This is a genomic window from Acidobacteriota bacterium (assembly GCA_016716435.1).
Classification (GTDB): domain Bacteria; phylum Acidobacteriota; class Blastocatellia; order Pyrinomonadales; family Pyrinomonadaceae; genus OLB17.
Genome location: JADJWI010000003.1, coordinates 439438 through 452409 on the forward strand (window position 1 = coordinate 439438; position 12972 = coordinate 452409).

The window sequence follows — 12972 nt, forward strand, 5'->3', positions numbered from 1 at the left end:
ATCGAGTAATGGAGTTTTTCAACGAGATCGTAAATGCTGTCCGCCCGATGTTCTCAAGCATCTGGGTGCAGATGTCGTTACTCGTCCTGATCGCCACGCTCCATGGCTACGGGGCCGCTTGGCTCGCGGTAAGGATGCTCTTTCGCCCGCGAAAGCCCTTTAAGTTGCTCGGCATTACGCTCTTTCCCCAAGGAATGATCCCGCGTCATCGCGAACGGCTTGCCAATGCGATCGGCAAGGCGGTCGGCGAAGAACTAGTATCTCAGGAAACTATCCTTGAAGAGCTTCTCGGTAAAGACTTCCTGCGAAAAAAGATCCGCGATGTTGTTGATTCCTATAGCCAGGAACTCCTCAAGGCAAATTATCCTTCGCTGATAGAATCGCTCCCCTCGAGCCTCCGCGAGCCCGTGCTTGATTCGATAACGGCACTTCAATTCAAGGTCGCTGAACACATCGAAGAAGTTCTCCGGAGCGAAGAAACTCAGCAGACCATCGCCGGCTTTATCGAGCGGCGCGTCGATGAGGTGCTCTCAAAACGCGTCTCCGAGGTTATCGATGAAAAAGCGTTCGACGATATATCCAAGTTTCTCGTTGAGCGGATCCGCTCGGCGATCTCATCTGAGAGTCTTACGGAAAAAGTCGCCGAGTTCATCGATAACAGCGTCGATAACTTGATCCAGGCCGCGAGCCCGCTCGGCGATATGTTTACCGAGGAAGCCGTCGGGCTTTTGAAAGAGAAGGCAGGCGAACAGGTATCGCCTATCGCACATCACCTATCTGAGATCGCCGCGGCCGAGCGTACCCGCAACCAGATCGCTGCACTTGTCAAAAAAGAGGTCCACAACTACTACGAAAATCTGCCTTTCTTCAAAAAGATCTTCGTTTCGCGAGAGAATCTGCTCAAAGAGGTCGATGACCTGATAAATGAAAGCCTGCCGAAGCGGATCGAAGAGACTCTGAAAGGCGATGTCTTTGCCGGAGAGGCGAAGTCCTTTATTGATACAAGCATCGACGGGGCACTCTCAAAACCGCTCAACGAACTCATCGGGACCATTCAGCCCGCGCAGCTCGAAAGTGTGAAGAGACAGATCGCATCTTCCGTGCTCGGCCTGCTTCGCAGCGAGACGCTCAATGCACAGATCGAGCGGTACGTCCGCGAAACACTTGAACGCTTTCGTCCGCACAGCCTTGATTCGATCATGAGGACGCTCAACCCTGAATCCGAAACAAAGCTCAAGCGGATGCTGACCAATGGAATGATGAGTGTCATCTCGCGTCCGGATACTTCGCGGATCATCAATGAAATGCTCTCAAGCAAGATCGAAGGCCTGCTCTCGGCTCCGATCGGAAAGCTCTCGGACCATATCTCGGAAGAAAAACTCCTCGCCGCCGGCAATACCCTCACCGAAACCATTATCAACGCGATTCGCGAGAAACTCCCCGAGGCTGTGCGCGAATTTGATGTAGGCAACGTCGTCCGCGAAAAGATATTGCACTACCCTGCTGAAAAGCTCGAGGAACTCGTGCTATCTGTTGCAAAAGAACACCTTAGGACCATCGAGCTGTTCGGTGCCCTGTTCGGACTCCTGATCGGCATCGGCCAGGCTGTTCAGTTCTATTTCTACTCGAAATAACTGCAAACTTTTTCTTGCAAGAAACTTTCGGCCGCCCGTTCTATCGGACGCGGCTTGAAATTCATTATCTCTCCGGGGCTTCGGGTGCAAATGTCTTGCACCTGAGCAAGCCCGTGAAAGACGGAAAGATATTGAAACGAAAAATCGCGAAGGCGAACTGATTTCGCCGGGCCGGCCGGAGGTTTTTCCGGTAACAGACAAGCCGCGAAGAAGCGGCTATCAGACAGGAGATCTAAAGTAATGAGAAGACCAATGTTTCTGGCAACTTTTGTTGCTGCAATGAGTTTTGTGATCGGAGCCTGCGGAGGCAGCACGACAACCACCACCACGCCGAACTCGGCAACGCCAACACCGACCGCAGCTCCGACCGCGAGCCCGGCCGTTTCGCCGACGGCCTCTCCGGCTTCGGATAACACCAACAAAGACGACGATAAGACCAAGGCTGATTCCGACGACAAGAAGGATGCCAACAAGGCAAATGTCAATTCGAAGGAAACCAAGCCGGCCGCATCGCCGGCGAGCAAGTAAACTTGCCTCCAAAGCAATAGAAAAAGCGGGCCCTAAAAAGCCCGCTCTTTTCAATTGAACTGCTCATCTGCTCATATCCGCAGCGGCATTACGATGTACTTGTAGTTGTATGCCGAGTCTCCGGCGATCCGCATTTGGGTGGCGGCGTTCGAGTCTTTGAATTCGAACGATATCCTGGTCGGCGACTTGGCCTCGCGTGCCGGAGCTGCCGCAGAGCCTTCGCCATTGCCTGTCGCGGAATCGGACGCTTCCTCTGCGGCCGCATCGCCCGAGCCGACGAGTGCACCTACCGTGTTGAGGTATTCCTGCAGATAAACGTGATTAAAGCCGATCGTGCATTCCTCGCCGGCGTAGTCGGCCGGGACGACCTCGTGGCCTTCGCCTTCTTCGCTTGATTGGGCAACGATCTCTATCTCGCCATCGCGGACGATGAGCCGCACTGAGCGGTTCCTTTCGTCGGCCATCAAGGCAATGCGGCGGACCGCCGAACGCATTTCGCTGAGTTCAAAGGTGGCCGTTTTATCGTTATCCTTCGGCATCACCATCTCGTAATTCGGGAAGTTGCCCGAAAGCTTTCGGGTGATCAGGAGCCTTCCGCCGGTCTCAAAATAGATGTGATTTTGATCCTCGCCAAATTGAACATCGCCGCCCGCATCGCGTGATATCTTGATCAGCTCGAGCAAGGCCTTTTTCGGGATGAGGACATCCATCTTTGCGTCCTCGCCGGTTTCCATCGCCCGTTCGATATAGGCCAGCCGATGGCCATCGGTCGTCACCATTTTGACGATGCCGTCGCCATAGATGAATTTTGCTCCTGAAAGCGTAAAGCGGCTCTGCTCGCTGGTGATCGCAAACGCGGTGCTTTGAACAAAATATTGAAACACATCGGCCGGGAGCGAAAGCGGCGCCGATTTGAAGATCGGTATCTCGGGATACTGTTCGCGGTTAACGCCCGCCAGGCGGAAGTTCGCTCGGCCGGCCTTCATCTGCACCCATTCGTTCTCTTCTTTTTTGAAGTGAACTTCGCCTTCCGACATCGTACGGACAAGGTCGAAAAGCTTGCGGGCCTGGACGCAGATCGCTCCGGGAGTTTTGATGTTCGCCTCGGCGTCGCAGCGGATGGTGACGTCAAGGTCGGTCCCGACTATCCGGATCGACCCTTCGCCGAGCGATTCGATCAAAATGTTTGATAGAACGGGAATGGTGTTCTTCCGCTCCACAACACCCTGGATATATCCGAGTTCTTCCTTGAGAACGCTTTGCTTGATTGAAAATTCCATAACTCGACCCTCGACCTTTTTTGTATTTCCGTGATTATAAACTACCCGCCACTATACTGCCCATTGTCCCTGCTGCGTTTAACTTCTGCTTTACTAAAATACTTAATTTATATTTTTAGATAGTAGTAGTATTGCCTGTGCAAATGTTGATAAAGAGCTAAAGTTCCTATGTTTACTGAGGTTCTTTGACCGTTGTAAAATGTGGAAAACTTGTGGAAAATTCCTTGATCGTGTTAAAAACCCGTTCGCGGCCGCCAATTTCCACCGCGTCCACAACCTGCTCCGGAGGGTCGCTGTGCAAAAGTGGAAAATCTTTTTCAAGTGCTGCAAATAAAAGGTTTACCGAGACAACGTCGCGAAACTTCATGTGGATATCTTCCGTCTTCTTCACCGCCTTGTCCTCCGCTAATTAGTTGCAAAGATTATCGATAAAGCCGCTGACCGTCTTGTGGAAATCACGATTCTCTTTTGCCATCGTGTCGATCTTGTCTACCGAGTGCATAACGGTCGTATGGTGCTTGCCGCCAAACTCGCGGCCGATCTCCGGATAGCTGTGTTTCGTCAGCCGCTTACAGAGATACATCGCCACCTGCCGCGGAAACGAGATCGCTCGGCTGTTGTTCTTTGACTTCATCTCATCGACCGAAAGCTTGTAGTGCGAGGCAACCATCCTTGCTATCCGGTCCATCGTTAGCCCCTCGGGCCGCTCGCTATCGATTATGTTTTTGAGCGCGTCCTGCGCGAGCATCTTCGTTATCGGAACGCCGCGGAGCGACGAGATGGCCACCAGCCGCACAAGCGAGCCCTCAAGCTCGCGGACGTTGCTGCGGATCTTGCTCGCAATGAAGATCGCTATCTCGTCATCCAGGTCAATGCCATCCATATCGGCCTTCCGCTTGAGAATGGCTACCTTTGTCTCGAGGTCCGGTGGCTCGATATCAGCGATCAAACCCCATTCAAAACGCGAATGCAGCCTTTCCTCGAGCGTCGGGATGTCCCGCGGCGGGCAATCGCTTGAGATGACGATCTGCTTTTGGTCGTTATGAAGCGTATTGAAAGTGTGAAAAAACTCTTCCTGTGTCCGCTCTTTACCGGCAAAGAACTGGACGTCGTCCATCAAGAGCACGTCGATCGAGCGATACTTCTCACGAAACGAGTGCGTCTTGTCATACCGGATCGCGTTGATCAGCTCATTCATGAACTTTTCACTTGTGATGTACGCAACGCGAGTATGGCGGTTGCTTTGCTTTATCGAATGGCCGATGGCGTGCATCAGGTGCGTTTTGCCGAGACCTGTGCCGCCATAGATGAACAGCGGGTTGTAAGCCTTTCCCGGAGTTTCGGCGACCGAAAGCGAGGCGGCATGGGCAAACTGGTTGCTCGAGCCGACGACGAACTTGTCGAATGTATATTTTGGATTGAGTGAATTTTCGACCGGTTCGATATCGACGAAATTGGTCGTCGTGCGAGCCGTGGTCGAGCGGGGCGAGCGTTCGAGCTCAAGGATAGCACCGGCGATCTGCTCTTCGGTCGCCGTTTCCGGCTCCGCATCGTCATCGGCGGCTTCCGATTCGCTAGGCTTGGTCGACCATTTGATCGAATACCCGTCTCGGCCGAGCGAGTTAAGGCAATGCTTGATCAGCTCCGTGTAATAGCGGTTGACCCAATCGGCCGTAACGTCGGAGGCTTCAAGTTCGACAAGCTTTGCTTCATCATCGAAGTCGAGAAATTGTATTGAACGAAACCAGGAATCGAAGATGTGGCGGTTGAGCCGAGCCTCGACCATCGCCAGAGCTTCGTTCCAAATTTCGGTTTTTGCCAAAAGATCAGACACTAAATGTGACTCCAAAAATTCGTCAATATTCCTTGCGGTATCGGCAGTACGCCGAAGGTTAAAGCATTGGGAGAAATAAGCCGCGAAAACTCTTTCGATAAAAGGCTTTTACCGTGCGTGCCGGAGCTTCGCATTCACCGTTTCTACAGTTTTTCCACAAAGTTTTCCACAGGACTGTGGAAATGAAACATAAACTTAAAGTGACACTTTAAGTTATTTGTTTTCAACTATTTACAAGGGTGAACTCGTTCGAAACGGGTGCCAGATTAACATAGGGAAACACCCATTGCAAACGAAAATCCACAGAAAATCGGAGTGGCCGATTTTTGCTTCTAAGCCCTTTTTTCTACAATGATTTGGAGCCAAATTGGGGCACATGCAAGGCCGAAAACGGACCCGAAAATGACCAAAAAAACGAAAAAAAATCTTCGTTCGGCAATAAAAAAGAAAGTATTCTCGATCGAAGAACTGACCGAGTTGACCCAGGGCGTGATCTACATCAGCGAAACCGACGCCGAGCTTGAACCGTTCCAGACGGAGGACAGCGAGCCGGAAATTCGGCCGCTCTCAAAAGCCACTTCGAAAGACATTGAAGAAATCTCGTTCGATAATTTTTTCAATCGCCTGTCCGCCAAAAAAGAATGGCACACGGCCGCTGACCGGAAGCGGACTGCGGCGTATTCGAAGATCAGAGAATACCTTGAGGATCACCTGACCGATCTGCACGTTGTGCGGACCGGACGGGTCCAGATAGAAATTCTTGTATTCGGTAAAGCGGAAGATGGCACAGTTGCGGGGTTCCGGACGCGGGCGGTTGAGACCTAATCGACCGAGTAATTGACCGTGGCCATGACATCTTCCTTACCGCTGCGGTTGTCTAGGATAAGAATATAATCACCGGGCCCGAGGGTCAGGTTCGTTTCCGCAGTCGAGAGATTGCGGATCGCTAATTCGGCCTTGAACTCTGCCCGTGCTTCCCACTTCGGCCTGTCCTCCGCTTTTATGACGAAAAGATCGACCTTGAGCTTTTCGTTCGGAGTCTCAAATGAACCGCGGAGCCGGGTTCGCCGATTCAATTCAAAAGGGAATTCCTGTGCAGTGCCTGGAGCGATCTGGACCTCACCGCCGGCGAAGTTTCCACTGGTAAAGGTCTTTTGCACAACAACGGGTTTCGGCGGTTCTTCGCGGTTAACGCGTACGATCTGCACGACCGCCAGAAATAGGATCGCGAGCACGGCGGTCGTCGCGAGAAGGTGGGTCCGCTCTTTGAGCAATATCGCCATGGCAGAATTTTAAGGCCAATTGTAGGAAATGAAAAAGCCCGAAATGCGGCTTTGCCTCCGCAGATCGGGCCCCTGTTTAGGTGAAGGGAGGAACGGTCTTCACCCTACATTTGCTTCACCTTGGAAGCACCGGTAGCGTTCTTGATCAGACTCGCCGGCTCGCCGGTGTAATAGATCTTGCTTGCTCCGCTGGCGGTGGCTTTCAGCTCGCCGGTTACCGAGACATTGACCTTGCAGGCACCGCTTGCCCGGACCTCAGCATTTGCGGCCTCAAGCTCGGTCGCTTCGATCTTTGCGGCACCGCTGACCCTGACCTTCAGCTCGCTGACATTGCCCCTCAGCTCGGCCTTGGAGGCTCCGCTCATATCGAGCTCGAACGGGCCTGAGAGTTCCGAAGCCGTGACCTTTGCCACGCCCGAACTTTGGATCTTTGCGATCGTCGGGTTCGATACTCGAACGACGAGCGTGCTCCTCGGCCGAATGCTTTCCTTGGTAGAGATGACAAGCATACCGTCGCGGACCTCGGTCGTGATCAGCGGAAGAAGGTTGTCATCCGCTTCGATCTCGACGCTCTGTTCGCGGCCGGCGACCGCCTCAACGCGGAAAATCCCGCTGACCTTGATGCCCTCAAAAGCCGCAACCGAACGCTGTTCAGAAACGACGTTGCCCCGAGCCGCGGACCCCATTACCAAAAGAAAAATTGACCAGTTTACCCGCCGAGACCTTGCCGAACGAGAACAGGCTGCCGATCACGACCCCGACCACCAGAGTTAAAATAAATATAAGAATTCCGATCTTTTTCACTGTAAAAATACCTCCAACCGCCTTGTGACAATTGAGTCTAACGACCCGGCCAGCGGAAAAGTTCCGCTCCCGGCAAAAAAATCGGTCGAGGGCCAGTTCACCTTCAGCACAGCGCAATGGTTAAATATCAGTGTGAGCGAAACAGGAGAGAACCTTTCGGCCACAGGCGGCCCGATCGCGGCGGCCTATGCGGCATGGGCGATTGCGCTTGCCGGCCTGGTCGGGAGCCTTATTCTCAGCGAGGTGCTTGAATTTCCGCCGTGCGAGCTTTGCTGGTATCAGCGGATCGCGCTTTACCCGCTGGTGGTGATAATCGGCATCGGCATTGCGTATCGTGATGCGGGCTGGCGGCGATATGCGATGGTACTAACAGTTATCGGCCTTGCCATCGCGGTTTACCACAATTTGCTCTACTACGGCTTCATTCCGGAAGAAATAACGCCGTGTACCGAGGGTGTTCCCTGCAATGCGCGTCAGCTTGAGCTTTTCGGTTTTATCACCATCCCGCTGATGTCGCTTGGCTCGTTTGCCATGATACTTTTGTGTTTGATCGTTTACCGTCCCGTTGCAGAAGTTAAAGAATAGTAATGACAAAAGAAGTTCGAAACCTTTTATTTGTTGGCGGCGTGATAGTCGCCGCCTCCGTTATTGGCATATTTCTTTACCAGAAATCGAGCGTACCGGCCGTCCAGACGATAGACAAGGCCGAGGTTGTGCAGACCCTGATCCGACCGGATAGCCCAACGCTCGGGCCGGAGAATGCAAAGGTCACGGTCGTCGAATTTCTCGACCCCGAGTGCGAATCCTGCGCCGCGTTTGGGCCGACGGTCAAGAAGGTGATGAGTGAGTTTCAGGGCAATGTCCGGCTCGTCATTCGCTATATGCCCTTCCACAAAAATTCCCGGCTTGCCGCAGCATATCTTGAGGCCGCCGGCGAGCAGGGCAAGTATTGGGAAATGATGGATAAGATGTTCGTCAATCAATCGATGTGGGGCGAGATCCACGGCGGCGGACCGCAGCCCGCACGGCCCGAACCGAGCACGCTTTTTGATAAATGGGCGGGCGAGCTTGGGCTTAATATGGAGCAACTCAAAGCTTCGGTCGGCGACCCGAAGCACAACCAAAAGGTCGAGCGCGACTTTGCCGACGGCCGTGCGGCCGGTGTTCGCGGAACGCCGACGTTTTTCGTCAATGGCCGCCGGATGCTTCGCCTGAGCGAGCCCGAGCTGCGGTCGATGATCCAACAGGAAATGAACCGCTAGACCGCTGCAATTTTATGTACAAGGGGTTTTCAGAGCCGCGGCGAGTGGTGATAACGGGCATGGGCTGCGCGACGCCGCTCGGCATCGGCCGCGACGCATTTTGGGAATCGCTTCGCGAGGGCAGGAGCGGCACGCGGACGATCAGCGGCTTTGATGCCTCTGGCTTCAAGGTCCGCGTTGCTGGCGAGGTCGAGGGGCTTGATATCGATTCGCTCCTCTCGCCGCAGGATCGCAAACACGTTCCCCGAACAGTTCCGCTTGCGCTTATATCTGCGACCGAGGCATTGGCCGATTCCGGCATTGATCCTGCGCAACTCACGGAAGGAGAGCAGCGAGCTTTTGGCGTCGTTATCGGTACCGGCGGCGGCGGGCTCGCATTTACTGAGCGGCAGTTCGGCCACTGGTTTTCCGGAAACGAAAAGAAGGGCAGTATCTACACCATTCCCTCGTCAACGCACGGCGGGCTTTCATCCGAGCTTTCGATGCGTTTCTCGCTCCATGGGCTTTCCCATGTCATTTCGACCGGCTGCACGTCCTCGACCGATGCCATCTTTTACGCCGCCGAACACATCGCACTCGGCCGCGTCGACCGGATGCTTGCCGGCGGTGTCGATTCGCCGATCGCTCCCGGCATCTTGCGCGGATTTGAGGTGATGACGGTCGTCACCGATAAATGGAACGACGAGCCGGAGCGGGCCTCGCGGCCATTTTCGCTTGATCGCTCGGGCATCGTCATCTCAGAAGGTTCGTGGATCTTTGTCCTTGAGGACTACGAATCGGCCCGCCGCCGCGGTGCTGAGATCTATGCCGAGGTCGCGGGCTACGGAGCGACGTGCGATGCCTATCATCGCGTCCGGCTTGAGGAGAATGGCGTCGAGCCCGCACGCGCAATGTCCCTTGCGATGGCCGATGCCGGCGTCAGACGCGAGGAGATAGGTTACGTAAATCTCCACGGCACGAGCACGCAACTCAACGACCGCATCGAAACGCGGGCGGTCAAGATCGCGCTCGGCGATCACGCTTACGGCGTGCCGATGTCCGCGACCAAATCTCAGGTCGGCCATCCGCAGGGAGCCGCCGGAGCCGCCGGCATCGCCTCTACGCTGATGACGCTCAAGACGGGCGTCGTCGCCCCGACCATCAACCTCGACGAACCCGACCCGGCCTGCGACCTCAACTACACCCCAAACACAGCCCGCGAGTATGATGTAAATATTGCACTCTGCAACTGCATCGGCTTCGGGTCAAAGAACTCCGCTCTGGTTTTACGAAAAATTTAGCCACAGAGAGCACAGAGGACATGGAGTTTTTATGGATCGATGTTCGTGATCGATTTTCCTAAGAATGATAAACAGCGACAAAGATTTCTCCGTTCTCTCTGTGCCCTCTGTGGCAAAATAAAATATCGAGCTCTAAAATTAAAGAGTGCGGCCTTATTGGTCGGCCGCACTCGGTAGGTATTTATGGTAGGTGATAAAGACAGGTATAAGGTGTTGCTCAGAAATTCTCCGGCCGCACCGTGGAAGGGTAATAGAAGGGACCCGAGGTCCTAAAACTCTCGGTGTCAAACTTTCTCCGCGCGCCGCACTCAAGGCAGGACCGATAGGAGACGTTCCTTTCGGAAAAGGGCCGGCTCAAACGTTTGTGCCAGCATCCGAAGAGTTTTCCTATGATGCCGATCCGCTTTACCCGGGTTGCACCGTCGGCAGAGGCCGCGGGGCTGTAGTTAACCGAGTTTTCGATAACGTTTTGCATGTATCCCTTTCCTTGCTTCCCACACCCGTTTATTAACGCGTGATTTCCGCTGTAAGTAGAACGCTCAACGGGGAAAGTTTTTGCATTATTTAAGATGTTTCGTACCCCGCTTTGGTTTTCCCTATTTCAATAGACGCAAAAGAGCGACGAATCTTTCTCTTCGATCGTATATTCGGTAAACTCGTGTTAAACGATTCAGGAGAAGCCGATGACCTCACTTTGTATCAAGACAGTCCTAGTAGCGCTGATTTCCATTTTTTTCGCCTCTCCGGCATTTGCTTGGGACGACGTCGGCCACAAGATAACCGGCTATATAGCCTGGCAGCGGATGTCGCCGAAGGCCCGCGAGAACGTTATCAAGATACTCCGTTCGGCACCGGAAGACTCGCACCTTTCGGTTTACTATCAGTCCTACGGAGTTCGCTCCGAGGCGGACAAGCAGCTTGAATATTTCATGCTCGTGCCGACCTGGGCAGACATCGTCCGCGACCGAGCATTCCCGGTCCGCTATGAGAAATATCACAAGGGCGATTGGCACTATACGTCGGTCTTTTGGCGAGAGGTCGGCGGCCGGGCCGAGTTGATCGCGGACAAAAGGCCGGACGGCCAGGCGATAGAAAAGCTCGCCGAATTTGAAAAGGCGCTTCGCGACCCGGCTGTGAGCGACAAGGACAAAGCGATCGCCCTTGCTTGGTTTCTCCATATCGGCGGAGACATCCACCAACCGCTTCATACCTCAAGCCGCGTGACGGACCGCGAGCCGAACGGCGACCTCGGCGGCAACACCGTTCAGATCACACCCGAAGGCACGCCGCGAGCCGATCAGCAAAATCTGCATTGGTTCTGGGATTCGATCGTCCCGCGGAACATTCCTTTTGATTTCGGCTTCTGTGAGGGTTGCTACGTAAAGCACATCGCCGAGGCATTCACATCACGTTACAGCATAGAGGCAGAGAAGGGCGGGCTTGCTCTTTCAAATTACACATTGTGGAAAGACGAAAGCCTCAAGCTCGCTCAGACGGAGGTCTTCCGCTCAGACCTCAAACGCTTTGAGACCCCAAGCGACGCTTACCGCCGCAACGCTCTCAGCGTTTCCGAACGCCGCCTGACCCTGGCCGGCTACCGAATGGGCGAAACGCTGAACGATATTTTCGGGAGATAAATGACGCCCAGAGAAACGCTTGAATATTTTGAAGGCCGCCGCGATGCGATCATCGAGCAGATCCGCGAGATCGTCGAGATCGAGTCGCCTTCGCATGACGCCGAGCGGAGCCGCGAGGTGGTCGATTGGGTCGAGAATGCGGCGAGGGCGACGGGACTTGATCTCGCCATTGAGCGTTACCCGACCGAGAATGACGGCGATCATCTGATTATCCGCGCGTTCCCGGGCGAAGCGAAGCCGGTGCTACTGCTTGGGCATACGGACACGGTCCATCCGGTCGGAACTAAAGCGAAGAACCCGACGCGGATCGAGGGCGACCGCTTTTACGGCTGCGGCATTTTTGATATGAAGGCGAACATCGTCTTGATGCTCGAGGCGTTTCGCTATTTCAAGACGAGCGGGACGCGGCCCTCGCGGCCGATCAATATTTTGCTTTCCTGTGATGAAGAGGTCGGCAGCTACACGGGCCGCGAATACGTTGAACGCGAGGCTAAGCTTGCCGAACACTGCCTTGTCTTTGAGCCCTCGGCTGCGGGCCGCGTAAAGACCGGCCGCAAGGGCACGGGCATGTATGTCGTCAGGGCCCACGGCGTTCCGGCCCACGCGGGGCTCGACCCCGAAAAGGGCGCAAGTGCGATACTTGAGCTCTCGCGGCAGATCGAGCGGCTCCACGCGATGAACTCGCCCGAGGCCGGCACGACAGTCAACGTTTGCACTGCAAGCGGCGGGACGACGACGAACGTCATTCCCGAACACGCCGAGTGCACCGTCGATGTCCGGTTTACGTCGATGGCCGAGGCCGAGCGGATCGACGCGGCGATAAAGGCACTCACGCCGGTCGATGAACGCGTCTCGCTTGAGGTCACAGGCGGCATCAACCGCCCGCCGATGGAACGGACCGATGCGGTAGTCGCTCTTTTTGAGAAAGCCCGCGAGACCGCCGCCTCGTTCGATTACGAGCTAGGCGAAACCCAGGTCGGCGGCGCCTCCGACGGAAACTTCGTCGGCGCCCTCGGCATCCCCGTCCTCGACGGCCTAGGCATAGCCGGCAACGGAGCCCACACGCTGAACGAACATATTTTGGTGAGCGATATTGCGAAGCGGGCAACTCTAGTAACTTTGCTTTAGGCGACCAAGGTCAATCGGACGCATAGTAGGAATTTGATTCGGAGGCATCCTGTCCGGTGAGGCCGAAGTCTTCAAACCGCAGGGCGCGAGAGTGATCCTGGGTGGGTCTTAATCTCGTGGCAACTACCCACTAGTATCAACGCCGTGAGAAGGGACGAAAGAACGTCAGGGACGCGTTGAATTGTTGGCAATAAGGGTTAAGAAAGGGCCTGTCGAAAGCGTCGAGCTACGTCCAAGTCCTATGACCGGTACCTTCAGACGGCTCTTTGTGGCGGGAGTTTCTTGATTTTAACCTTTATCCT

At 54.6% G+C, this 12972-nt stretch carries 14 protein-coding genes; 7 read left to right on the forward strand and 7 right to left on the reverse strand.

Annotation, left to right across the window (positions count from 1 at the left end):
* The first annotated feature begins 8 nt into the window (after positions 1 to 8).
* Positions 9 to 1634 (forward strand): DUF445 family protein, encoded by a 1626-nt coding sequence (locus tag IPM21_05255; GenBank protein ID MBK9163310.1) that lies wholly within the window; start codon positions 9 to 11, stop codon positions 1632 to 1634.
* On the opposite strand, the gene IPM21_05260 is transcribed toward IPM21_05255, so the two are convergent.
* The 4 genes from IPM21_05260 to dnaA all read right to left on the reverse strand — a co-directional run bounded on the left by IPM21_05260 (position 1622) and on the right by dnaA (position 5228).
* Complete coding sequence (locus IPM21_05260) at positions 1622 to 2158, reverse strand: hypothetical protein (GenBank protein ID MBK9163311.1); 537 nt, start codon at positions 2156 to 2158, stop codon at positions 1622 to 1624. The genes IPM21_05255 and IPM21_05260 overlap by 13 nt on opposite strands.
* Before the next feature lie 75 nt (positions 2159 to 2233).
* A complete protein-coding gene (dnaN, locus tag IPM21_05265; GenBank protein ID MBK9163312.1) occupies positions 2234 to 3442 on the reverse strand; it encodes a DNA polymerase III subunit beta in 1209 nt (402 codons plus the stop codon).
* Between the two features lie 172 nt (positions 3443 to 3614).
* Positions 3615 to 3833 (reverse strand): hypothetical protein, encoded by a 219-nt coding sequence (locus IPM21_05270; protein MBK9163313.1) that lies wholly within the window; start codon positions 3831 to 3833, stop codon positions 3615 to 3617.
* A gap of 18 nt (positions 3834 to 3851) precedes the next feature.
* Positions 3852 to 5228 (reverse strand): chromosomal replication initiator protein DnaA, encoded by a 1377-nt coding sequence (gene dnaA, locus IPM21_05275; protein MBK9163314.1) that lies wholly within the window; start codon positions 5226 to 5228, stop codon positions 3852 to 3854.
* Between the two features lie 450 nt (positions 5229 to 5678).
* On the opposite strand from dnaA, the gene IPM21_05280 reads away from it, so the two are divergent.
* Positions 5679 to 6101: a nuclease A inhibitor family protein gene (locus IPM21_05280; GenBank protein MBK9163315.1), complete on the forward strand. Its 423-nt coding sequence runs from the start codon at positions 5679 to 5681 to the stop codon at positions 6099 to 6101.
* On the opposite strand, the gene IPM21_05285 is transcribed toward IPM21_05280, so the two are convergent.
* The 3 genes from IPM21_05285 to IPM21_05295 all read right to left on the reverse strand — a co-directional run bounded on the left by IPM21_05285 (position 6098) and on the right by IPM21_05295 (position 7363).
* Positions 6098 to 6559 carry a hypothetical protein gene (locus IPM21_05285; protein MBK9163316.1) on the reverse strand — a complete coding sequence of 154 codons (462 nt, stop codon included), beginning with the start codon at positions 6557 to 6559 and terminating at the stop codon, positions 6098 to 6100. The genes IPM21_05280 and IPM21_05285 overlap by 4 nt on opposite strands.
* 104 nt (positions 6560 to 6663) lie before the next feature.
* Positions 6664 to 7245, reverse strand: a complete 582-nt coding sequence (locus IPM21_05290; GenBank protein MBK9163317.1) for a DUF2807 domain-containing protein — start codon at positions 7243 to 7245, stop codon at positions 6664 to 6666.
* A complete protein-coding gene (locus tag IPM21_05295) occupies positions 7211 to 7363 on the reverse strand; it encodes a hypothetical protein (protein ID MBK9163318.1) in 153 nt (50 codons plus the stop codon). Before IPM21_05295 ends, IPM21_05290 begins: the two co-directional genes overlap by 35 nt.
* A gap of 174 nt (positions 7364 to 7537) precedes the next feature.
* Between IPM21_05295 and IPM21_05300 the strand changes: the two genes are divergently transcribed.
* The 5 genes from IPM21_05300 to IPM21_05320 all read left to right on the forward strand — a co-directional run bounded on the left by IPM21_05300 (position 7538) and on the right by IPM21_05320 (position 12670).
* A complete protein-coding gene (locus IPM21_05300; GenBank protein MBK9163319.1) occupies positions 7538 to 7948 on the forward strand; it encodes a disulfide bond formation protein B in 411 nt (136 codons plus the stop codon).
* 2 nt (positions 7949 to 7950) lie between these two features.
* Positions 7951 to 8625, forward strand: coding sequence for a thioredoxin domain-containing protein (locus IPM21_05305; protein MBK9163320.1), 675 nt, complete (start codon positions 7951 to 7953; stop codon positions 8623 to 8625).
* Positions 8626 to 8639: 14 nt separating this feature from the next.
* Positions 8640 to 9905, forward strand: coding sequence for a beta-ketoacyl-[acyl-carrier-protein] synthase family protein (locus tag IPM21_05310; protein ID MBK9163321.1), 1266 nt, complete (start codon positions 8640 to 8642; stop codon positions 9903 to 9905).
* A 683-nt stretch (positions 9906 to 10588) separates the two neighbouring features.
* Complete coding sequence (locus IPM21_05315; protein ID MBK9163322.1) at positions 10589 to 11542, forward strand: S1/P1 nuclease; 954 nt, start codon at positions 10589 to 10591, stop codon at positions 11540 to 11542.
* On the forward strand, positions 11543 to 12670 hold the full coding sequence (locus IPM21_05320; GenBank protein ID MBK9163323.1) for a M20 family metallopeptidase: 1128 nt from the start codon (positions 11543 to 11545) through the stop codon (positions 12668 to 12670).
* The last annotated feature ends 302 nt before the right edge of the window (positions 12671 to 12972 follow it).